We start from the raw sequence: 20,271 nt of genomic DNA on the forward strand, positions 1-20,271 counted from the left end.
GTCGGTTTGGTGGTGAATGAATTTAGCCGCCATTTGATAACGGCGTATTACGTGGATAGTTTATTCGCTGTAATAGTCAGAGTTAATGACGTGGCGATTCACATTCGGCACTATTTCGAGCCGAAATAACTTCGGGCCGCCGGCGCGATACCGAGGGTCAAGAAGCGGGCTTAAGGGGGGTGGTTGTTAAAAGAATCCAGGAAAATCCGTACACGCCTGATGGCACCGGCTCTTTAGCCCCGGCGCCGGTCCTCCACAATGGCCCCCACTGCAAGCAGCTCTTGCTCGTGCTCAACCTCCCGCCAGGGCTCATCCAGGGCGGCTGCAATCCACGACTGCACCCCGGGGAGAGCCAGAATCCGCTCACAATAGTGCATTGCCTCTGCGCTGAGCGTGAGTTGATACCCGGACAGGCGAATGACCACCGGCGCAAAGAATGCATCCACTGCGGTGAACGCTTGCCCTCCAAGGAACGGCCCCCCAAACCGGGACAGCCCCTGCCGCCAGAGCTCATCGATGCGGTCGAGATCTTTCTGCAGGGACCTGTCCACCTGATTGAGGGCCACAGTTACCCCGCAACTCATACTGCACTGATTGCGCAACGCAAAAAATCCAGCGTGCATTTCCGACGCAGCGCAACGGGCCCAGGCTCTCGCCCGCTTATCTTGCGGCCATACGCGGGGGTATGCCTCGTAGAGGTATTCGGTGATGGCCAGCGAGTCCCATATGGTGGTATCGCCGTCGACCAGACACGGCACCAGGCCGGTTGGCGAGAATTTTCGGAACTTGCTCCAGCTACCGCCTTCGTCAAATGGTACCAGTTGCTCTTCAAATTGAATGTCGAGTTCCGTTGCCAGTAGCCAGGGACGCAGGGACCAGGATGAATAGTTTTTGTTGCCAATAAAAAGTTGATACACCCCGATCTCCTTATCCGGTTTTTTTGATAAAAGTTATGCTACCCGAGCAATTTAACGGGTCCCTGTGCGGCCGTCGCGCAGCATTTCAGAAATGCAGAACGCGAGCTCCAGTACCTGGTCCGCATTCAGGCGCGGGTCGCACTGGGTGCGGTAACAACTCGCGAGATCCGCGTCCGAAATTTTCCACGCGCCGCCGGTACATTCGGTGACGTGCTGGCCGGTCATCTCAAGGTGGATACCGCCCGGGTGCGTACCCTCGGCACGATGCACCGCGAAGAAATCGCGGATTTCCCGCAGGATATTGTCGAAGTTGCGAGTCTTGAATCCACTGGATGCTTTCTCGGTATTACCGTGCATGGGGTCAGTACTCCACACGACGGAGCGCCCTTCCCTTTCCACCGCGCGTACCAGTGCGGGCAATTTGTCACCAAGGGTGTCCGCGCCCATACGGGTGATCAACGTCAAACGGCCCGGCTCGTTGTTCGGGTTCAGGCAGTCGATCAGGCGAATCAGCTCATCCGTATCCATACCGGGGCCGACTTTGACCCCGATGGGATTCCACACACCGGCCAGGAACTCGATATGTGCAGCATCCAGCTGGCGTGTGCGCTCGCCGATCCACAGCATATGCGCGGAGCAGTCGTACCACTTACCGGTGAGGCTGTCGGTGCGGGTCAGCGCCTGCTCGTAGTTCAGCAGCAGCGCCTCGTGTGAGGTATAGAGAGTGGTCTCGCGAATGGCCGGCGTATTCGAAGAGTTGACACCACAGACCGCCATGAACTCCAGCGCATCCTGAAGGCGCTCGGCAAGCTGTGAGTAACGGTCGCGCTGCGGATTGTTTTCCAGATAACTCAGGTTCCAGGCGTGCACCTGGTGCAGGTCCGCCAGGCCACCCTGGGCAAAGGCACGCAGCAGATTCAACGTGGCGGCAGACTGGTTGTACGCCGTCAGCATCCGCTCGGGATCCGGCACCCGTGCCTGCGCGGTAAAGTCGATACCGTTGATGATATCGCCGCGATAGCTCGGCAGCTCAACGCCATCCACGGTTTCCATATCCGCAGAGCGCGGCTTGGCATACTGCCCGGCCATGCGCGCAACTTTTACTACCGGCAGGTTCCCGGCAAACGTCAGCACCACGGCCATTTGCAGAAGCACCTTGAAGGTGTCGCGAATCCTGTTTGCATTGAAATCCGCAAACGATTCCGCACAGTCGCCACCCTGCAGTAAAAACGCCTTGCCCTCGGCCACTTCCGCCAACTGACGGCGGAGCTCCCTGGCCTCCTCTGCAAATACCAGCGGTGGGTATCCAGCCAGTTGCTGCTCAACGGCTTCGACTTCGGCTGCAGACGGGTATTTAGGCTGCTGGTGCGCCGGTCGTTTGCGCCAGCTGGTGGGGTCCCAGGGTTTTACTAACGGTTCGGACACGGGGGCTTCTACCTCAACTTCCATATTCGGCTCGACATCAATAATTCACAGAGCGCACCGCCGGCCTGGCGGCACACTGTCAGAGGGTTTTTAAGTTGCGGTGCGGGACCGCAGTTCAATAATCAGCTATCCAGCACTTCCGCTACGGATTTGCAGAAGTACGCCATATTGTTCCGGCTCAGGCCGGCGATGCTGATACGGCTGGAATCTACCATATAAATGGAATAATCCTGTTGCAGCTTCTGCACTTGCTCCGGGGTGATCCCCAGAAATGAGAACATGCCCTTCTGCTGCTGAATAAACCCAAAATCACCCGCGGCACCGGCAGCATGGAGGCTGTCCACCACACCACTGCGCAGGGTGTTGATGCGCTCTCGCATTTCGGTGAGTTCTGCTTCCCAGTTGGCACGCAGGCTGGCGTCGGTGAGGATGGATTCGACAATGGCACCACCGTGGTTTGGCGGCATGGAGTAGTTGCCACGTACAACGTTCAGCAACTGGCTCTGGCCGCGGTCAGCGGTTTCGGCGTCACGGTAAATCACCATCGCCAGTCCCACGCGCTCGCGATAGAGGCCGAAATTTTTCGAGCACGATGCCGCCACCAGCATCTCGGGAACGGATTCCGCCATCAATCGCAGGCCGAATGCGTCCGCATCCAGGCTCTCGCCGAACCCCTGGTACGCCATGTCAATAAACGGGGTAAAGCCCTGCTTTTGCGCCATTTCCACCAGGACTTTCCACTGCTCGCGACTCAGATCCGCACCGCAGGGGTTGTGACAACAGGCATGGAACAGCACAAGGTCGCCCTCACCTACCTGTTTCAGCGTCTCCACCATGGCGTCAAACTGGAGACTGCTGGTGGCGCGGTCGTAGTATGGATAGCTTTTGATTTGCAGGCCGGCATTGCCCAGCAGGGGCACATGATTGGCCCAGGTGGGATCGCTCACCCAAATGGTTGCGCCGGCCTTGGCGCGGTCGGAAAACTCCGCCAAAACACGCAGGGCGCCACAGCCACCGGGTGTCTGCGCCGAGCGTACACGGTTGCCGACCAAAGCGGGATGCCCGGCGCCCAGCACCAGTTCCTGCATCGCACTGTTGAAGCCCGGGGTACCCGCAGGGCCGATGTATGCCTTGGTCTCTTCATGCTGAAGCAGGCGGGTTTCCGCCTCCTTTACCGCCTGCAGAACCGGAGTATGTCCAGCCTCGTCTTTATACACACCCACCCCCAGGTCGATCTTGTTGGGGTTTTCATCGGCGCGGTAAGCCGCCAGCAGGCCAAGAATGGGATCCGCCGGCAGGCTGTTCAGGTGATCAAACATGGTAACTCCTGGTAATTCGCGCCGGCGTGTCAGCGGGGGACTCACCGGCCTGTGAAACGTCAATTCGGAAAAGATGGAAATAAGAATGGCAGAAGATTCGGGGATCAGTCGATCAGCCCGCGGTTGGCCCAGTCCTGCGCACGCGCCATCAGTTTTTCGATGATGCTATCGAGCTGATTACGCTCGTCGGTAGACAGTGAGCCCATCAGGTCATTCTCGTATTGCTGCGCCAAGGGCACGATGCGCTCGTAGACGTCGCGCCCAAGATCCGACAGGTTGAGCACCTGGCGGCGGCGGTCTGCAAGATCTTCACTGCGGGTGATGTAGTCGTTCTTGATCAGGATGGACACGGCGCGGCTGATGGCGACCTTGTCCATGGCAGTCTGTTCGACCAGGTCTGCGGCAGAAAGGTTGGGAAAGCGACCCAGGATCGCCATTACGCGCCACGCGGGAATGGTCAGATCAAAACGTGCACTGTAGGCGTCGGCAATGGCATTGCTCACCCGGTTGGACAGCACCGACAGACGGTACGGCAGGAATTTCTCCAAGCGCAGGTCATCCGGACGCACAGCATCAATGGGGTCAGATAACTCAGTGATTTCGCTCTTGGTATTATCAGTTGTCATCGCGGTTCATTCACCTGCTAGGGACGGGTTGTACCAGTTTTTAAATGTAACTAAAATTGGTTTCAATTGTAACCACTGCCGCAGGATTTTTTGGCAGCTTGATGGTCTGGCAGCCGCCACCGATGAAAAAGTCTTCCACCGGGCTCGCCTGTGCGGACAAACACCAGCACCAGACGACGTTGGCCGCGCATTATACGGCGTTTCACGCCATTTTTGACAGGATTCAGATATATGGAACTCCACGGCTATTTCCGCTCCTCCGCCAGCTACCGGGTGCGGATCGCACTCAACCTCAAGGGGCTCGCGTACGACTACCAACCGGTAAACCTGCTTAAGGGAGAGCAGAAAGAGCCCGGTTACCGCAGCCTCAACCCTCAGGGACTGGTGCCGGCGCTGATCGATAGCGGCCACGTGTTTACCCAGTCCCTGGCGATCATGGAGTGGCTCGACGAGCAACACCCCCAACCCGCCCTGCTCCCCGCAGACAGCCTTGCCCGCGCCAGGGTGCGCGCGCTCGCCTACAACGTGGCCTGCGATATCCAGCCAGTACAGAACCTCAGGGTACTCAAGTACATCCAGTCGGAGCTGGGCGCGAGCGACGAGCAGAAAGTGGAATGGATCCGTCACTGGATAGACAACGGCTTTAACGCACTGGAGACCCAGCTGGATGGACAGGGGGGGACCTTTGCCGGTGGCGACACCCCGGGCCTGTTCGAGTGCTGCCTCATTCCCCAGATATACAACGCGGAGCGCTTTGGCATGGTGCTCGGGAATTACCCCCGTATCGCCAGTATCGCTGAGGCCTGCGCCGCATTGCCGGCGTTTGAAAAGGCCCGCCCGGAAAACCAGCCCGACAGCACCGTCTGAGCTATACGTCGCGCTCGGGAGCCTCGTCACTCCTACTGGCCAGTGACAAAGGCTCCTTGAATGTGAGCGTGCGATACGGGAATGGTATTTCGATGCCGGCTTCGTCCAGCGCGCGTTTCACCGCGGTAACCACCTCCCCTCTGGACCGGCGCTCCTCCAGCGGCGTCGATCCCGCCCACCAGGTCACTTCGATGTCGATGCTGCTGTCGCCAAAGCCCTGCGGGAATATCTGAATCGGCTCGTCGTCCCGCACCGTTTCGCATTTTCCTACCGCCGCATTGATGACCTCTACCGCTGTCACCACGTCTTCACCATACGCCACGCCCGCGATGATCGTGATACGGCGCTTGTTGCGATCGGTGAGAATTTCGCAGGGATTTTTAAACAGAAACAGATTGGGAACGATCACCAGCTCACCGGTGGTACGGCGAATGGTCGTGTTGCGCACTTCCACTGCCTCCACCCTGCCCTCCACGTTTTCGCACTTGATCACGTCACCCGCTTCAAAGGGAAACCGCCACAGGATAAGAATGCCGGCGAAGAAATTTTCGAAGATATCCTTGAAGGCAAAACCCACTGCTACAGAGAGCAAGCCGAGCCCCCCGAGCGCCCTTGCGGGAGTCAACCCGGGGAACAGCACCATTGCAGTAAACAGAAGCCCGAGTAGCCAGATAAATATGCGGGTCAGGCGAACGATCAAATCCTGAAGGGAGGGCTTTGGCGTGGTTTTTCTGGCAAACCGGCGGGCAAACTTCCCCGCGAAAGTAGCCATCCCCCACGTCAGCACCAGCATCAAAACGCTGGCGATAAAGAACGGAATATGTCCAAGGAAGCCCTCCCAGATACTGGTAAGGGAAACCATGACCGTATCGACCACTTCCGAAAATGACGATGGCGCCACCTTGGCCAGTTCCAGGGCCTCAGCCAGCTCCTTCGCCTTGTCGGGATCCACCGGCTGTACCGGGTTGGACTGCCCCAGCCAACTAGACATCTCCAACCTTGAACTCCCCAAGGCGCAGCCATTTTGTTGCGATCCACTTTTCCCCGGCTATCACCGGGCTACCCCCGTGCAGCGTCTGCCGGTCCAGGTCACCGGCAGTATTGGCATAAGAGAAGAACAGGCCGCAGCCCTTTTTCGGCAGCACGTCCAGAGAGATTCTCGGAAAAACTGTTGACCCTCCCGCTTCCACATTGTTGAGATACATGATCAGAGTTGCGACCCTCTGCCCCCCTTTTGCAAGAATCCCCTGGTTTCCTGGCCGGTCTGGCGGGAAGAAATCGAAGTGCGGCCGGTACTCCGTATTTGTCTTGTAATGCAGAACCTGAATCGGCTCACCGCGATTTCCAGGCACCCCCAGCAAGCGCTCGATACGGGACTCTATGCCCGCAATCAACGGGTTGGCACCGCGGTCGAAATAGGTCCCATAACTGGTTCGCGCCTCTCCGATGTCGAAGGAGCCACTCTCGGAGTTCACCAGGCGCGAAGGCTTCAAACGTTCGCGCGACATTTCAATCAACGCCTCGCATTCGCTGTCGGACAGGAGATTGCCGAACAGCACGATGTTGGGTTGTTTCATCGCCAGCAGTATCTCGACCTGCCGTTCGCCAAGGTCGTACAGGTTCCGCTGTGGTTCAAACAGGCGGAATGCGCTGCTGTCGCCTTTTGGCTTTTTCACGTAGCCAGATGCAGCGGGCGCCGAAGCCTCGGGGCCAGTGTGCCCCGCCATACACTGCTCTACCGCTCTCGCGATGGAAGTCTGATAACCGGCCTTCAACAGCGCATCCATGACCTGCGACTGGCACTGTCCGCGCTGGACCGCGCCCCTGATCCACTGCTGCAGGTCCGGATTAAGCTCTGCAAACTCCACAACACACTCCTCTGTCCTCGCCCTGGCGCCGCCACACGCCGCAAGAGCCCGGTTTGCGCCCTGAGTATAGTTCCCCCTCCCCTCTACCATAGCCGGGTCGAAACCCGGTGCAGATGCGCGCCATCACATACCCTGTTCCGGGTTTGAACCCAACAGGACCACCGGTGTCTACCGGTTAGCCGGGCCCGGGGTGCGCCACCTCTATGCCAGCGGGTCACGGCAAAAATAATTCCGTTACACTGGCATCGCGCCAGAATAATTCTGGGTACAGATTTACAGGGGAACCCTCTTGATTCGTTCACATCGCTACACGCTTGCTCACTACCTGCTTTGCGCATTGTTCATTCCACTCCTGGCGCTGTCAGGTTGCGCCACCCTGTCACCGGGCTTTGAAAAACCGGAAGTGCAGGTAACTGCACTGGAACCTCTGCCCAACAACAGCAGCGGCGACCTGCGCTTCCGTATTCACCTGCGCGTATTCAATCCCAACAACAGTGAGCTCGCCCTGTCCGGCCTGTACTACACCCTCAAGCTCGCCGGCCACAAGGTAGTAACTGGCACCTCCAACACATTGCCGGTGGTCCCCGCTTACGGGCAGGAAAACATCACGGTGGATGCGTCGGCAAATCTGCTGGGGTCGTTTATGGCCGCGGCCGAGCTGATCCGGCTGCAGGGCAATACGGTGCCCTACGAGCTGGAGGCAAAACTGGGATTAAGGACGTCGTTTCTGCCGGCAATCCGGGTTTCCAAGCGGGGAGAGATCCAGCTGGGCCAGTATCAGCGCTAGGACAGCACAAAAAACTGTTAGGTAGAAACAAAAGGGCCGGCTGAATTGCCGGCCCGGAGGGTCAAAATAACGTGGATGTCGCGGAGCCGGTTATCGGCGCGCCGCCAGGATTCCGCCCGTCATCGCAGCCATAGAGCTGACAACCGCCAGGCCCACCAGGCTGTAGAGACTGATGCTCTGCTCCACCATCGCCGACAGTACCTCCTGTAGAGGGAACTGCCAGCAGACGATCGCTGACGCCGCCACCACCGCCGCATACTGATAGCGGGTGGCCCTGCGCTCGGAGCGCTTCGCCGGAACCGGCGGCAAATCCGCCATCACCCGCTCGCAGAAACCATCGTCGTCCAGATGGGGCTCGTTGAACTGCAGTTGCTGCGACAGCCAGGAGTCGAAGTCCGGCTCATCGCCCCCGGCAACGCCGGGTGCAGAGTGCACAACACCTTCTTTGATTACCATGCCTGAGACACCTGCTGTATCACTTGTCGAATTTCGAGAATCAGCCACTGACTACCTCCTCCCGCCAGGCCTGCAGCAGTGACTGCAATTTGGCCCTTGCGCGATTAACGTGGGATTTTACCGTGCCCAGCGGCAGTTTCATAATAGTGGCCGCCTCCTCGTGAGAAAAGCCGCGCTGCATACACAAATGCACCGCCTGCCTCTGGGCATCACTCAATTCCCCCATAGCCGAATTCAGGTCCCTGGCCATACCCAACTGCTGTGCTTCTTCGACACTTTCCTGGGCCTGCGCGCGATCAACCGCGTCCTGATCCACCTCAGGCGTATTCTTGCGCTTGTGACTCATGACCAGATTGTAGGCGATGCGGTACAGCCAGGTGCTGAAACGCGCATCCCCACGAAACGCCGGCAGCGCCTTGTAGGCCTTGATAAAGGCCTCCTGCGCCATGTCGTCGGCAAGACCCTGGTCGCCATTGCACAGCTGTCGCAGCGAGAAACGCAACTGTGACTGATAGCGACGAACCAGCTGGGCGTATGCCCGCTGGTCCCCGTCTTCGACGACGCGCCTGATCAGATCCTCATCATTGAGGTCCATGGTGGGCTGTCCTTAACCGGCTTGCTGATGATCGAGTTTCCAGTTCACATACCGGGCTACCCCGATAAACAGTGGAATCAGGCCAAGGCTCCCCACCCCGATACCCGCCGAGGCCGTCAGCCAGATAAAGATCGCCGCACCTACCGCCATCAGCGTGAAGCCGCGGTCTTTGGTATTGCCGGCGCTCTCACCTTCCAGCGCATCGAGCAGTTCCGGCGGAATGTCACGGCCCTCAGACACCATGCGATTGATATTCTCCATCACCAGCTGCTTCTTGCGGTAGCTGTTGCGGGTCACCAGCCACACGATAAGTATCGGGGTGCCGAATACTGCCAGGATGGCAATGATACCGATCAGCCACTCCATATCCTGCGGCCGGTAGCGCTCTACATGATGATCCCGGTGCACATCGTGCTCGGCGCGGGCACGGGCGCGCTCGACTTCGGCGCGGATGTGCTCGGCGCGCTCCATATCCGCCTTGATACCGATATTGATGTTGCGCGGCACAGACTCCAGCGCCTCTTCGACCACCAGGCCCTTTTCGTCCAGGACCCCTTTCTCTACCAGCTTCTCGTAGATACGACGGGTTACCTTACCCCCAAACTCCTCGCCGAGGTCGATCTCGACATTGGCACTCTCACCGTCCTCGTCGCGGGCGTGGATGTGCAAAGTGCCATCTTCCTGGCGCAGAATCCTCACCTGCTTGGTGACTTTTTTCTCTTCCGGCGCCTCCGGGGCTACAGCCGGTGCCGGGGGCTCAGGCGGTTGCGGTGCAACCGCATCACTATCCTGTGCCAGCAGAGTGCCGGATGCGCCCATTGCCAGACTTGCCGCAATCGCCAGCGCCCAGCTGGGCAGTCGGTTACGCACAGTTGAATTATTCGCTCTCATTGGTGTTATCTCGCTCTTACTAATCTGACCAGCCAAACAGGTCCCCTCAGTGGGGCCAGGGTCTGTGCGGCAGCAAATTGTACCTATTTTGACCGCCCTGTATCAGGAGGTGCAATCGGGTTACCTTACGGACTGCCACATGGCCGGGCTTTACCCTTCCCCTGATGGACGCACGAGCCATCCAGTTTGGATGCAAACAGGTGCAAAAATATTCATCAGCGCGGCCCTGCCGGTGCTGCAGCCAGTTACCAGACAACCAGGAACACCATGACTTCAGACAGCAGTCCCGTCACCGATGCCACCACTCCCGCAGACATTCTCCGCTTCTGGTTTGGCAGCGACGCGCCCGGAGCAGCTCCCTCCGCCCACCTGCGCAGCCGCTGGTTCCAACGGAGTGACGAATTCGACGCAGAGATCCGCAACGGATTTGGAGGTACGATCGACGCCGCGCTGGCCGGCGAGCTGACACACTGGGGGGAGACCCTCGAGGGCCGGCTCGCCCTTATCCTTCTCTGTGACCAGTTCACGCGCAACATTTTCCGCGGTTCCGCGAGAGCCTTCGCCGGTGACGCTATGGCGCTGGAAATCAGCCAGACCATGGTGCGCGACAACCAGCAATGCCAACTGGGTCTACACCAGCGCGCATTTGCCGGTATGCCGCTGGAACACTCGGAGTTGAGTGAGGTGCAGGCCCAGTCGGTGGCGTATTTTGACCAGCTGAGGACGGACTTCAGCACAGCAGCCCCCGATGCCGGTGACGATGCCGCCAAATTGGCCGAAGACTACTACCGCTTCGCCCTGGCCCACCAGAAGGTCATCCAACAGTTCGGCCGCTACCCGCACCGCAATGCCGCGCTCGGACGCGAGAACACCCCGGAAGAGCAGGAATGGCTGGATAACGGAGGGGGGTTTTAATGGACTGGTTAGCCTGGCTCTCACTCGCCGGCGTCTGCGCCCTCGGAGCCATGTCTCCGGGCCCCAGCCTGCTGGTCGTGGTGCGCAATGCGGCGAACGGGTTTGCCCATGGGGCCGCCTGCGCCATCGCCCACGGCCTCGGTATCGGATGCTATGCCTTGCTGACTGCCCTCGGGCTCGGCCTGATTCTTACCGGCTCTCCGCTGCTGTTTGGTGGGCTGCAATGGGCCGGCGCCCTGTTCCTGGTCTATCTGGGCTGGAAGTCCATCCGCGCACCGGCGCCTGAACCCGGGCAGCCCCCCGCCACCGAACCTGCTGTACCCGCCCAGTCTGTGGCCTCTGCAGCCGCTCAGGGCTTCGGCATTGCCCTTTTCAACCCCAAGGTGGCACTGTTCTTCGCCGCGTTGTTCAGCCAGTTTGTTGGCCTCGGCCAGGCCACCGTCACCAAACTGGCCATGGCCGGTCTTGCCGCGGGAATCGATATGCTCTGGTACCTGCTGGTAAGCGCGGCACTGTTTTTCGGCCGCCGCAAAGGCATCCGCCCCGGCCGCTGGAGCCACCGCCTGCAACAGCTGTTCGGCGTGCTGCTGATTGCCCTCGCCGCGCGCCTGCTGTGGCAGATCTGACAGTTGACACTGGACACCCATACAGATACTGTACATTCATCCAATTCAATAACAACGCACGGTTATTGCCCGGAATCAGCCCGGAATCACTGTCCAAGATAACAGGAGACCCTTATGGCGGTAGTAGCAGTTTGGAAATGCGATAGAGACGGAGCCATGTTCGACAACAAGAAAGATGCCGAAGAACACGACAAAATGCTGGAATTGGCCGCCAATATCACGGCGCTGATCGAGCGCAATATTGATGGCGTTTCCGAAGATGCCTGCGAAGAAATCGGCCTGATGCTCGCCAAGCGTCGCGAAGTACTGGCTAAGGCCTGTAAGGGCAAGCCGGAAGCACTGCTTGAGGCGGAAGACTCCAACGCGGAGACAGGCAGCGAGCAGGCAGACAGCGAGAATGTCACCCCGCTGGCAGCCAACCAGTAATTCTGGCTTCCCTGTGGCCGGTTCCCCCGACCGGCTGCACCAGATAACACCAGTTTTCCATCCCTGTACTATGCCCGGTTTACCGGGCTTTTTTGCGCCCTCGTGATACGCCTGCTGCGCCGCCTGGATTACGCCGCCTGCAAAGCGGCGACGATATCAATGACGGCAAGAATAATGATCACCAACCAGGTCGCCGCAGTGCCGATAAAACGACCGGGATGATAACCCCCGTTTCCCGCCACCAGGCCGATAGCATGCAGGAGCCTGGCCAGTACCAGGGCGCCGCCGAGGCAGTGCAGCCAAAGATGGGAAAGCCCGTTTATTTCGGCAATCAGCATCAGGATCAGAGCCAGCGGAATATATTCGACCGCATTGGCATGTACCCTGACCGCAATCTCCCCCTGCTTGTCTCCACCGGTACCCAGGCCCACCTTTTTACCACGGCGAAATGCCACTACCCTGAACGCCAGGGCCATGACCAGTAGCGCACACAGCCCCGCATAAAGCGCGGTTACTTCAATACTCACCATCTTGATTCGAACTCCTGTAATTCTTGGTTTGGTTATTTTTTATAGCCGTGCCCGGTACCCGGCTTTGGATGCAGATAACGGTCGCGCAAACGCGTCGAACGGTTTTCCAGAGATTGCGGCTCGCCGTCAATCACCACCAGTTCGGCAAAGGACGTGACCTCCAGCGGGTCTCCACTCCATAACACCAGATCAGCCACACCACCCGGTGCGAGCACACCGCCCTCGAGGCCAAACACGCTCGCGACATTTACGGTAATCGCACGCACCCCCTCTTCGAAAGGCAGGCCGTACGCCACTGCGTTCCCCGCACCCTGACGCGAGAGGTAGCTATTGTGTGTACCCGCGTAGCCGGGGCCACCGATGACAACCGTCACGCCAGCCTTGTGTAGCAGGGCAGCGTTGTCCAGTCGTGCGCCCAACTTTTCGAAGGCATCCGGCGTATTCCCCATGGCGTCGATGACTACCGGCACCCGCGCCGCCGCCAACTGCTCTGCCACCATCCAGCCCTCGGCGGCGCCTTCCACAATCAGGTCCAGGTTGAACTGCTTTGCCAACGACAGCAGCTGCAAGATGTCACTGGCGCGGTTGGCGCGTATGAGTACCGGCTGCTCGCCGCTGAGAAGCGGTTGTAGCGCTTCCAGGTCGGGAATCGAAAAATCCAGGTCGCGCCATTCGCCACGGCGAATCGCATCCCGGTTCTCCGAGTACTCTTTTGCCTGGCGCAGGGCACTTTCAATCTGTGCGTAGGCCAGTGCCCGGCTACCACCGGCCAACTCGGCTCCGTACTCACCAAAGTACACTCTTTGCACCAGCGCTTTGTCGATAACGCTGTCGTAATCCCCGGTGAGCTTGATGGCAAACCCCTGCCCGGCAAATATTTTTTCCTCACTGCTCGGAACCACCACCGCGCGGGTAATGCCGCCGGCGCGGTTAAAGGGAATCAGCGTAGAGTGCGGATTGAAGGCCACGACCGGATTGAACCCGGTCCCAATGGAGGTATCCTGAATCGCGCTGTCGTTGGTAGATGCGGCGGCACCGATCTCGGTAAGGCCCAGTTCACTACTGGGCACGATGATTCCCGGAGTAACCACCTTGCCACGACCGTCGATTACCAGGTCCGCGGTAACGTTTCCAAGATCCTCGGCAATCTGTGCGATGCGCCCGTCTTTTACCAGCAGGTCGCCCATTTGCAGTGTGCCCTGATCGCTGAGGGTGATCACCTTGGCATCCTTGATCAGCAGGGTCTGCGCCAGCGAAAACGGAGCGGCAACCGCCAGTGAAGCGAGAGAGGCGATGGTACCGATTTTGATTAGACGTTGAATGTTCATTAACGCTCTCCTCCTTCGGGCAGGCGCTCCCCGCCTGCGTTCAGGATACCCAGCTCAAAATCACTGTGCGGTTGTCGTTCGGAATTGTCGCGGTCATACATCAACACCCCGTCAACGAACACCTTGTCGGCCTTCGAGTAGACACTGAAAGGATTGCCAGACCAGACCACAACATCCGCCATCTTGCCTTTTTCCAGGCTGCCGGTGACCTCATCGATACCGAGTGCGCGGGCCGGGTTCAGAGTCATCCAGGTCACTGCGTGGCGAGGCTCAATATGGAACCCGGCGCGCTGCCCGGCCACCATCGCCTTGGCGGTTTCTTCATTGAGGTGCTGGATGCCGATGGCCGAGTCCGAGTGAATCATCGCACAGGCCTTGGCCTGGTCGACGATGGCGATATTCGCCTCGGTCATATCAAATGCCTCGTGTTTGAACCCCCACCAGTCGGCCCACATGGCTGCGCATACATTGTTCTCTGCCAACAGGTCGGCGACCTTGTAGGCCTCAACCGCGTGGTGGAAGGTAGAAATCTGAAAACCAAACTCTTTGGCAATGTCCATCATGATGGCCATTTCCTCACCGCGATAGCAGTGGTTATGCACCAGGATATCGCCGTTCAGTACGCCGGCGAGAGTCTCCATCTGCAGATCCCGTTCCGGTTCTTCACCACCGTTCTGGTGATAGTCGTCCCACTTGTCGCGGTAGGCGGCAGCGGCGATCCACGCCTGCCGGTATCCGGCCACGTTCCCCATTCGCGTGGATGGGAGGCTGCCCTTGCCACCGTAGACCCGCTTGGGGTTCTCCCCGCAGGCCATCTTCAATCCGTAGGGCGCGCCGGGAAATTTCATATCCTGCACGCTGCGACCGGGCACATTCTTTAGGGTTACACCCCGGCCACCGAACAGGTTCGCGGAGCCGGGAAGAATCTGCAGTGTGGTGACGCCACCGGCCAGGGCCAGAGCAAATTGCGGGTCCTGTGTCCACACCGAATGCTCTGCCCACACCTGCGCGGTATTGGGCGAGGTCATCTCGTTACCGTCCTGGGAGGATTCGATGGATGGCGCGGGGTAGTCTCCCAAGTGGGAGTGCACGTCGATAATTCCCGGGGTCACCCACTTGCCGGCCCCTTCAACCACCATGCCCTTTTTCGGTGCTTTCAGTTCCTCGCCAATGGCTGAGATCTTTCCGTCTTTCAGCAGCACATCGGTGTTCATCAACTGCTCACCGGTACCGGTCAACACAGTGGCTCCGCGAATCAGTACGGGGGCGGCTTCGTCCGCGGCGTAGGTAGAGGGGAAAGCGTCCAGACGGGCAAAATCCGCTCCTTCTGATTTCCCTTGTTCATCCCCGCCACACGCACTGAGCGTTGCGGCCACGACCGCACCGCAGGCCACCGCCAACAGGCGCTGCACCACCTTGGTTGATTCCAGACTTGGCCGCATTGCCCCTCCTACCGGTTTTACTGTTATTAGGAAATTCTTCTGCACAAACATGCCCCATGCTATCAGTAATTCAGGAATCCGCCAGCACCGAGCCAAACGGCACCACGACGCGACTCGCGCCTCTGATTCACACACCAGAGACAGAAAGCGGTAGCCATTAGTGGCTGGCTAGACAATTGCAATTAGCCATGTTGCAATCAGGTTTCTCCACGATATCCAGGATGGACGAATGGAAAGGCCGATAAAGCCAGGCATGACAGGCCCTGCTGCGAGCGTTGGACAGACAGACTCCCGGCGAGATTCCAGCGAGGTTTACGAGGCTCTCCGCAAAAGCGAAGAGCGTTATAGAGAGCTGGTCGAACACGCCAATTCCATTATCCTGCGGTGGGATAAGAGCGGCTATATCACTTTCTTTAACGAATACGCCCAGAACTTCTTTGGATATTCCGAAGAGGAAATTATCGGCAAGCATGTGATAGGGACCATTGTCCCCGAGAGTGAAAGCACCGGCCGTGACCTCCGCCCCCTGATGGACCATATCTGCAACCATCCCGAAGAACACCGCTACAACGTCAACGAAAACATCACCAAAGACGGTACCCGGGTCTGGATCGCCTGGACCAACAAGATCCTGACCAGTGACGACGGTGAAGCCATCGGCGTACTCAGTATCGGCAGCGACATCACCAAACAGCGGCTGCTGGAAGAAGAGCTGCGCCAGGCGCAAAAAATGCAGGCTATCGGCGAGCTGGCCGGAGGTATCGCCCACGACTTCAACAACATGGTGCACGGTATCGCCGGCTTTGCCGAAGTGATTCACCAGATGACCATTGATGCCAAAATTGCACAATACGCCAGCCAGATTCTCACCACGGCGCACCACGCCGCCGAGCTGACCAAACAGCTGCTCACCTTTGCACGCAAGGGCTCCTACCAGTTACACGACTGCAATACCCACGACATCGTGCGCGATGTCTGCGCCATGCTCGAGCGCACCATTGATCGCCGGATCGTTATTCGGCAACAGTTGGGCGCGGATCGCCCGCACGTAAAAGGAGACTCGGCGCAACTGAAAAGTGCCCTGCTCAACCTGGGTATCAATGCCAAGGATGCGATGCCCGCAGGGGGCTCGCTGGAATTCAAAACCCGTAATATCACGGTTGAAGAGCCGATCGCAATTTCAGATTTCCAGCTGGAGCCGGGGCAGTACTTGCAGATCAATGTCAGTGACAGCGGCATGGGCATGGGCATGACAGAAGATATCCGCCAGCGGATTTTCGAGCCTTTTTTTACCACCAAAGCCAGTGGCCGTGGCGCGGGACTCGGGTTGGCGGCCGTGTACGGTACCACCCACATGCACAAAGGAGCCATCCAGTGCCGTTCCGAATGCGGCAAAGGCAGCTGCTTCGAACTGTATCTGCCCATCATCAAAGACTGCCGCAAACACCTTGAAATCAAGGCCAAACCCGTGCCACCTGAACGTTCCATTCGCATAATGGTGGTGGACGACGAAGCCATCGTCCGCAGTTACTCAAAAACCCTGTTTGAAATGCATGGCCACCGTGTCGAGACCTTCGCCACCGCCGCAGAAGCGATCGAGTATTACCGGCTGAGTTACGCGGATATCGACCTGGTTCTGCTGGACATGATCATGCCGCACATGGATGGACAGCAGCTGTTTACAGAGCTGAAAAGAATCAACCCGGACATCAAGGCGATGCTGGCTACCGGGTACAGTGTGGAGAGCAAGGTAAAGGAGATTGTGGCGGATGGGATTCTCGATTGCCTGAGGAAGCCATTCACCTATGATCAGCTACAGAAAAAGATTGCCCACATGCTGTCAGAGGGACACCTGCCGCTGGAACCCGTGGAACAGTGGTGAGGAGATTATGCGGTCAGTAATGCAGGATCTTGATGATGCGCTCCCCATTGTCACACTCGCCCACCACTTCCGGCTCTGAAATTTTGGATCCCAACTGGATGACCTTGTTAGACGGGTAGGAAACAAAGCAGGCGTAATTGAAATTCACCGCCCAATTGCAGCGGATCAGACCGTCATCTTCCTCATAGAAGCGTTCCTGGCAGAAGCTCAGGTATGGGCTCTGCCCCCCACCCAGTTGCGTCTGGCCGGCATCTTCCGTCTGCGCGCCAGCAGTCACCACAATCAGGCTTAACAGGCTCGCGAGGGTAAGATTTCCAGGATTTAAGCGACAGCGATTCATCTAAACACCTGCTCTACGCCGAAATAGTGCCCATTACTCTTTAGAGCCTAGCAGCTGCGGCGCCCCTTTCCTCCTAAAGTTTGACCAGCCAGTATCCTTCCCCGCTGTTATCATACCCGGCCTACACTAGACGCCACCGATGTACGGAACCCGTTACCCGCCATGTCCGAACCCTGCTACTGCTGCTCTGGCAAACCCTTCCCGCAGTGCTGCGAGATCTACCTCACCGGCAAAGCCTACCCGAATACCGCAGAAAGCCTGATGCGCAGCCGCTACAGCGCCTACGTCACCGGCAACCTGCCCTACTTGCGCAAGAGCTGGCACCCGGACACCTGTCCCGAGCTGAGCGCAGAAGACCTGCAAACCCGGTGGAGCAGGCTCGAGATCGTCAAGAGCAAACAGGGACTGAAGAAATCCATCGTTGAGTTCCGGGCCTGGTTTATCGATGAGGGCGAAGAGCGCCCGCTGCACGAAATTTCGCTGTTCAAGCTGAACAGGAAGCGATGGGTGTATGTGGAGCCACTGAGCGATTGGCCATGAACCAGGCCACAGGCACCCCTGAGCCGGAAATCCTGTTTGAAGATGAGCACCTGCTGGCCGCCTACAAGCCTGAAGGCTGGCTGGTGCACCGCTCGGACATCGACCGCCACGAGGACAGAATCCTGCTGCAATACCTGCGAGACCTGGCCGGCGCGCGGCTGTACCCGGTACACCGCCTCGACAAGCCCACCTCAGGTGTCATCGTGTTCGGGAAAAACAGCGAGGCCGCGGCGGGCCTGCAGGCACAACTGGACAGCGAGGCATCGGTCAAGCAGTACCTCGCCATCTGCCGTGGCTACTGCCCGGAACAGGGGGTGATCGACCACCCCCTTCCCCCCGTCGCAGACTTCAAGCACCAGCGCAAGCGGCCAAAGAGCGAACTGCCCAGGCAGGAAGCCGTCACCCTGTTTCAGCGCCTGGGTACCGTCGAACTCCCTTTTGCGGTGGACCGCTATCCCGTCAGCCGCTACTCCCTGGTGCAAGTGCAATTGAAGACCGGGCGCCGCCACCAGATCCGGCGCCACTTCAAACATATCTCTCACCCGCTGATCGGCTGCCCCAAATACGGCAAGTCCACCCACAACCGTTTTTTTGCCGAGCACTTCGGCTGTGCCCGCTTGATGTTGCACGCGCACCGGCTGCAACTGGCACATCCGGTGGGCGGTGAAACGTTAATCTTCGAATCGGCACCCAGAGGGTGTATGGGGGCCATCATCCAGGATCTCGGCTGGGCGCTTTCGCTCGAGCCCAACCACTGATCCCGATTGCTACAGCCCGCCAGCCCGCCGCGGCGTTCTTTTTTCCGCCATTATTATCGACTTTCACGTGCAAAATCCCGCCAGTGGCGTAATGTGAAAACAAGAGCAATCAATAATCTCGATTTACCTATAACAGCTGTACGGCAAAGATTGCACTTCATGCTGGCAGCATTGCTTGAGGATTGCATGTCTACAGATCTCATCGATGCCATTGACGCACTCGTCTCACCCACCGGGCAGTTCGATATCCTGTCCAAATATGAAATCAATAAACTCGCCCGTCACAGCCATGGCCCGCACTACCAGATTTTCCGCAATTGCGCCCTGGCGGTACTGAACTGCGGGAATTACATGGACGATGGCAAAGAGCTACTGGAAAAGTACCCCGATTTCGATATCTCCGTCGTCCCCACCGAGCGCAGTGTCAAACTGGAAGTTAAAAACGCCCCCGCCACCGCCTTTGTCGATGGCAAGATGATTCGTGGCATCGCCGAGCACCTGTTTGCCGTGCTGCGTGACATCATCTACGTCAACAGCGAAATCACCGGCGACCCGCGCTACGACCTGGTATCCGCACAGGGAGTCACCGACGCGGTATTCCACATCCTGCGCAACGCCGGCACCTTTGACGGCTCCCGGGTACCGCGGCTGGTGGTGTGCTGGGGCGGGCACTCCATTTCTTCAGAGGAATACGACTACACCAAACAGGTGGGTTACGAACTGGCCCTGCGTCACCTCGACATCTGCACCGGCTGTGGCCCCGGCGCCATGAAAGGGCCAATGAAGGGCGCCACCATCGGCCACGCCAAACAGCGCGACCGTCACGGGCAATATCTGGGAATTACCGAGCCGGGTATTATCGCCGCGGAAGCGCCCAACCCGATCGTCAATGAACTGGTGATCATGCCGGATATCGAGAAGCGCCTGGAAGCCTTTGTACGCACCGGACATGGCATCATCGTATTCCCCGGTGGCGCCGGTACCGCTGAGGAGATTCTCTACCTACTGGGAATCCTCCTGCACGAAGACAACAAGGACCAGCCCTTCCCGGTCATTTTTACCGGGCCAGCCAGCGCCGCCGACTACTTCATCCGCATCGACCAGTTTATTACCTCAACACTGGGAGAAGCCGCCAGATCGCGCTACCAGATTATTGTCGACGACCCGCCGGAAGTGGCCCGGAAAATGGCCCAGGGCATCGAGAGAGTACGGGCCTATCGCAAGGAAAACGGCGACGCTTACTACTACAACTGGCAACTGAAAGTCTCCACCGAGTTCCAGCGGCCCTTTGCCCCCACCCACGAGAACATGCGCGCCCTCGCCCTGCATAAAAATCAGGAGCCCTACCTGCTCGCCGCCAACCTTCGCCGTGCATTCTCGGGGATTGTGTCCGGAAATGTGAAGGATGAGGGAATCCGCAACGTGGAAAAGAACGGGCCTTACGAACTCAAGGGCGATCCGGAGCTGATGCGCAGTATGGATACCCTGCTGTCATCGTTTGTGAACCAGCAGCGGATGAAACTGCCCGGCAAGGTGTACAAACCCTGTTACCGGATTGTCGCAGATTGATGTGAGCAGGCTGTTTCCACGCCTTCGCAGGAACAGTCTGGTCTGCTAGCTCCCGCCCGTTTCCGTTTCCGTTTCCGTTTCCGTTTCCGTTTCCGGCAGGAAAAACCCCGCCCATTCGTGGCCTTAGACAATATCACCATCAATACTGTTTGAGTTCTCGGAAT

22 protein-coding genes are annotated in these 20,271 nt (G+C 58.5%); 9 read left to right on the forward strand and 13 right to left on the reverse strand.

What is annotated here, in order from left to right:
• Positions 1-233 precede the first annotated feature (233 nt).
• The 4 genes from GTQ55_RS09970 to GTQ55_RS09985 all read right to left on the reverse strand — a co-directional run bounded on the left by GTQ55_RS09970 (position 234) and on the right by GTQ55_RS09985 (position 4,287).
• Positions 234-917, reverse strand: a complete 684-nt coding sequence (locus tag GTQ55_RS09970; protein WP_161858603.1) for a glutathione S-transferase family protein — start codon at positions 915-917, stop codon at positions 234-236.
• Positions 918-968: 51 nt separating this feature from the next.
• Positions 969-2,366 (reverse strand): class II 3-deoxy-7-phosphoheptulonate synthase, encoded by a 1,398-nt coding sequence (locus tag GTQ55_RS09975; protein ID WP_161858604.1) that lies wholly within the window; start codon positions 2,364-2,366, stop codon positions 969-971.
• Positions 2,367-2,464: 98 nt separating this feature from the next.
• Positions 2,465-3,661, reverse strand: coding sequence for an amino acid aminotransferase (locus tag GTQ55_RS09980; protein ID WP_161858605.1), 1,197 nt, complete (start codon positions 3,659-3,661; stop codon positions 2,465-2,467).
• Between the two features lie 104 nt (positions 3,662-3,765).
• Positions 3,766-4,287 carry a MarR family winged helix-turn-helix transcriptional regulator gene (locus GTQ55_RS09985; RefSeq protein ID WP_161858606.1) on the reverse strand — a complete coding sequence of 174 codons (522 nt, stop codon included), beginning with the start codon at positions 4,285-4,287 and terminating at the stop codon, positions 3,766-3,768.
• Between the two features lie 231 nt (positions 4,288-4,518).
• On the opposite strand from GTQ55_RS09985, the gene maiA reads away from it, so the two are divergent.
• On the forward strand, positions 4,519-5,154 hold the full coding sequence (gene maiA, locus GTQ55_RS09990; protein ID WP_161858607.1) for a maleylacetoacetate isomerase: 636 nt from the start codon (positions 4,519-4,521) through the stop codon (positions 5,152-5,154).
• Position 5,155: 1 nt separating this feature from the next.
• Here maiA and GTQ55_RS09995 read toward each other — a convergent pair whose 3' ends face one another.
• Together GTQ55_RS09995 and GTQ55_RS10000 are read right to left on the reverse strand one after the other, a co-directional pair.
• The gene (locus tag GTQ55_RS09995; protein WP_161858608.1) at positions 5,156-6,145 is read right to left on the reverse strand and encodes a mechanosensitive ion channel family protein; all 990 of its coding nucleotides are present in this window, start codon (positions 6,143-6,145) and stop codon (positions 5,156-5,158) included.
• Positions 6,138-7,022 (reverse strand): 2OG-Fe(II) oxygenase, encoded by an 885-nt coding sequence (locus GTQ55_RS10000; protein WP_161858609.1) that lies wholly within the window; start codon positions 7,020-7,022, stop codon positions 6,138-6,140. Before GTQ55_RS10000 ends, GTQ55_RS09995 begins: the two co-directional genes overlap by 8 nt.
• A 289-nt stretch (positions 7,023-7,311) precedes the next feature.
• Here GTQ55_RS10000 and GTQ55_RS10005 point away from each other — a divergent pair, with 289 nt between their 5' ends.
• Positions 7,312-7,809 (forward strand): LEA/WHy family protein, encoded by a 498-nt coding sequence (locus tag GTQ55_RS10005; protein ID WP_161858610.1) that lies wholly within the window; start codon positions 7,312-7,314, stop codon positions 7,807-7,809.
• 90 nt (positions 7,810-7,899) lie between these two features.
• Here GTQ55_RS10005 and GTQ55_RS10010 read toward each other — a convergent pair whose 3' ends face one another.
• Genes GTQ55_RS10010 through GTQ55_RS10020 form a run of 3 tightly spaced genes read right to left on the reverse strand, consistent with a single transcriptional unit; the run spans position 7,900 to position 9,730 of the window.
• Entirely contained in the window at positions 7,900-8,265 is a 366-nt protein-coding gene (locus GTQ55_RS10010; protein ID WP_161858611.1) for a hypothetical protein, read from the reverse strand.
• A 40-nt stretch (positions 8,266-8,305) separates the two neighbouring features.
• Positions 8,306-8,860: a sigma-70 family RNA polymerase sigma factor gene (locus GTQ55_RS10015; RefSeq protein ID WP_161858612.1), complete on the reverse strand. Its 555-nt coding sequence runs from the start codon at positions 8,858-8,860 to the stop codon at positions 8,306-8,308.
• A gap of 12 nt (positions 8,861-8,872) precedes the next feature.
• The gene (locus GTQ55_RS10020; protein WP_237567639.1) at positions 8,873-9,730 is read right to left on the reverse strand and encodes a DUF6249 domain-containing protein; all 858 of its coding nucleotides are present in this window, start codon (positions 9,728-9,730) and stop codon (positions 8,873-8,875) included.
• Positions 9,731-10,018: 288 nt separating this feature from the next.
• Between GTQ55_RS10020 and GTQ55_RS10025 the strand changes: the two genes are divergently transcribed.
• From GTQ55_RS10025 to GTQ55_RS10035, 3 genes are all read left to right on the forward strand, one after another.
• Positions 10,019-10,666 carry a DUF924 family protein gene (locus GTQ55_RS10025; RefSeq protein ID WP_161858613.1) on the forward strand — a complete coding sequence of 216 codons (648 nt, stop codon included), beginning with the start codon at positions 10,019-10,021 and terminating at the stop codon, positions 10,664-10,666.
• On the forward strand, positions 10,666-11,292 hold the full coding sequence (locus GTQ55_RS10030; protein ID WP_161858614.1) for a LysE family translocator: 627 nt from the start codon (positions 10,666-10,668) through the stop codon (positions 11,290-11,292). Before GTQ55_RS10025 ends, GTQ55_RS10030 begins: the two co-directional genes overlap by 1 nt.
• Positions 11,293-11,406: 114 nt before the next feature.
• Complete coding sequence (locus tag GTQ55_RS10035) at positions 11,407-11,718, forward strand: YebG family protein (RefSeq protein WP_161858615.1); 312 nt, start codon at positions 11,407-11,409, stop codon at positions 11,716-11,718.
• A gap of 128 nt (positions 11,719-11,846) precedes the next feature.
• Here the strand turns inward: GTQ55_RS10035 and GTQ55_RS10040 are convergent, their stop codons facing one another.
• From GTQ55_RS10040 to GTQ55_RS10050, 3 genes are read right to left on the reverse strand one after another with little or no spacing between them, the layout of a single operon-like run.
• Complete coding sequence (locus GTQ55_RS10040; RefSeq protein WP_221296180.1) at positions 11,847-12,248, reverse strand: MAPEG family protein; 402 nt, start codon at positions 12,246-12,248, stop codon at positions 11,847-11,849.
• Positions 12,249-12,280: 32 nt separating this feature from the next.
• Complete coding sequence (locus tag GTQ55_RS10045; protein ID WP_161858616.1) at positions 12,281-13,576, reverse strand: amidohydrolase family protein; 1,296 nt, start codon at positions 13,574-13,576, stop codon at positions 12,281-12,283.
• Positions 13,576-15,018, reverse strand: a complete 1,443-nt coding sequence (locus tag GTQ55_RS10050) for an amidohydrolase (protein ID WP_161858617.1) — start codon at positions 15,016-15,018, stop codon at positions 13,576-13,578. Before GTQ55_RS10050 ends, GTQ55_RS10045 begins: the two co-directional genes overlap by 1 nt.
• A gap of 229 nt (positions 15,019-15,247) precedes the next feature.
• Between GTQ55_RS10050 and GTQ55_RS10055 the strand changes: the two genes are divergently transcribed.
• The gene (locus GTQ55_RS10055; protein ID WP_237567640.1) at positions 15,248-16,900 is read left to right on the forward strand and encodes a hybrid sensor histidine kinase/response regulator; all 1,653 of its coding nucleotides are present in this window, start codon (positions 15,248-15,250) and stop codon (positions 16,898-16,900) included.
• 13 nt (positions 16,901-16,913) lie between these two features.
• Here GTQ55_RS10055 and GTQ55_RS10060 read toward each other — a convergent pair whose 3' ends face one another.
• Positions 16,914-17,240: a hypothetical protein gene (locus tag GTQ55_RS10060; protein WP_161858618.1), complete on the reverse strand. Its 327-nt coding sequence runs from the start codon at positions 17,238-17,240 to the stop codon at positions 16,914-16,916.
• A 162-nt stretch (positions 17,241-17,402) separates the two neighbouring features.
• Here GTQ55_RS10060 and GTQ55_RS10065 point away from each other — a divergent pair, with 162 nt between their 5' ends.
• The 3 genes from GTQ55_RS10065 to ppnN all read left to right on the forward strand — a co-directional run bounded on the left by GTQ55_RS10065 (position 17,403) and on the right by ppnN (position 20,107).
• A complete protein-coding gene (locus GTQ55_RS10065; protein ID WP_161858619.1) occupies positions 17,403-17,780 on the forward strand; it encodes a YchJ family protein in 378 nt (125 codons plus the stop codon).
• On the forward strand, positions 17,777-18,538 hold the full coding sequence (locus GTQ55_RS10070; RefSeq protein ID WP_161858620.1) for a pseudouridine synthase: 762 nt from the start codon (positions 17,777-17,779) through the stop codon (positions 18,536-18,538). Before GTQ55_RS10065 ends, GTQ55_RS10070 begins: the two co-directional genes overlap by 4 nt.
• 186 nt (positions 18,539-18,724) lie before the next feature.
• On the forward strand, positions 18,725-20,107 hold the full coding sequence (ppnN, locus tag GTQ55_RS10075; protein ID WP_161858621.1) for a nucleotide 5'-monophosphate nucleosidase PpnN: 1,383 nt from the start codon (positions 18,725-18,727) through the stop codon (positions 20,105-20,107).
• The last annotated feature ends 164 nt before the right edge of the window (positions 20,108-20,271 follow it).

It is taken from the genome of Microbulbifer hydrolyticus, from assembly GCF_009931115.1.
In the GTDB taxonomy this organism is placed as follows: domain Bacteria; phylum Pseudomonadota; class Gammaproteobacteria; order Pseudomonadales; family Cellvibrionaceae; genus Microbulbifer; species Microbulbifer hydrolyticus.

Excerpts from the sequence above, each read along its gene's own strand:
- GTQ55_RS09980 (WP_161858605.1), bottom strand. The coding sequence starts at position 3,661 with ATGTTTGATCACCTGAACAGCCTGCCGGCGGATCCCATTCTTGGCCTG.
- ppnN (WP_161858621.1), top strand. The coding sequence starts at position 18,725 with ATGTCTACAGATCTCATCGATGCCATTGACGCACTCGTCTCACCCACC.
- GTQ55_RS10050 (WP_161858617.1), bottom strand. The coding sequence starts at position 15,018 with ATGCGGCCAAGTCTGGAATCAACCAAGGTGGTGCAGCGCCTGTTGGCG.
- GTQ55_RS09985 (WP_161858606.1), bottom strand. The coding sequence starts at position 4,287 with ATGACAACTGATAATACCAAGAGCGAAATCACTGAGTTATCTGACCCC.
- GTQ55_RS10070 (WP_161858620.1), top strand. The coding sequence starts at position 17,777 with ATGAACCAGGCCACAGGCACCCCTGAGCCGGAAATCCTGTTTGAAGAT.
- maiA (WP_161858607.1), top strand. The coding sequence starts at position 4,519 with ATGGAACTCCACGGCTATTTCCGCTCCTCCGCCAGCTACCGGGTGCGG.
- GTQ55_RS10015 (WP_161858612.1), bottom strand. The coding sequence starts at position 8,860 with ATGGACCTCAATGATGAGGATCTGATCAGGCGCGTCGTCGAAGACGGG.
- GTQ55_RS10025 (WP_161858613.1), top strand. The coding sequence starts at position 10,019 with ATGACTTCAGACAGCAGTCCCGTCACCGATGCCACCACTCCCGCAGAC.
- GTQ55_RS09975 (WP_161858604.1), bottom strand. The coding sequence starts at position 2,366 with ATGGAAGTTGAGGTAGAAGCCCCCGTGTCCGAACCGTTAGTAAAACCC.
- GTQ55_RS10055 (WP_237567640.1), top strand. The coding sequence starts at position 15,248 with ATGGAAAGGCCGATAAAGCCAGGCATGACAGGCCCTGCTGCGAGCGTT.
- GTQ55_RS10045 (WP_161858616.1), bottom strand. The coding sequence starts at position 13,576 with ATGAACATTCAACGTCTAATCAAAATCGGTACCATCGCCTCTCTCGCT.
- GTQ55_RS10040 (WP_221296180.1), bottom strand. The coding sequence starts at position 12,248 with ATGGTGAGTATTGAAGTAACCGCGCTTTATGCGGGGCTGTGTGCGCTA.
- GTQ55_RS10065 (WP_161858619.1), top strand. The coding sequence starts at position 17,403 with ATGTCCGAACCCTGCTACTGCTGCTCTGGCAAACCCTTCCCGCAGTGC.
- GTQ55_RS09995 (WP_161858608.1), bottom strand. The coding sequence starts at position 6,145 with ATGTCTAGTTGGCTGGGGCAGTCCAACCCGGTACAGCCGGTGGATCCC.
- GTQ55_RS10030 (WP_161858614.1), top strand. The coding sequence starts at position 10,666 with ATGGACTGGTTAGCCTGGCTCTCACTCGCCGGCGTCTGCGCCCTCGGA.
- GTQ55_RS10060 (WP_161858618.1), bottom strand. The coding sequence starts at position 17,240 with ATGAATCGCTGTCGCTTAAATCCTGGAAATCTTACCCTCGCGAGCCTG.
- GTQ55_RS10010 (WP_161858611.1), bottom strand. The coding sequence starts at position 8,265 with ATGGTAATCAAAGAAGGTGTTGTGCACTCTGCACCCGGCGTTGCCGGG.
- GTQ55_RS10035 (WP_161858615.1), top strand. The coding sequence starts at position 11,407 with ATGGCGGTAGTAGCAGTTTGGAAATGCGATAGAGACGGAGCCATGTTC.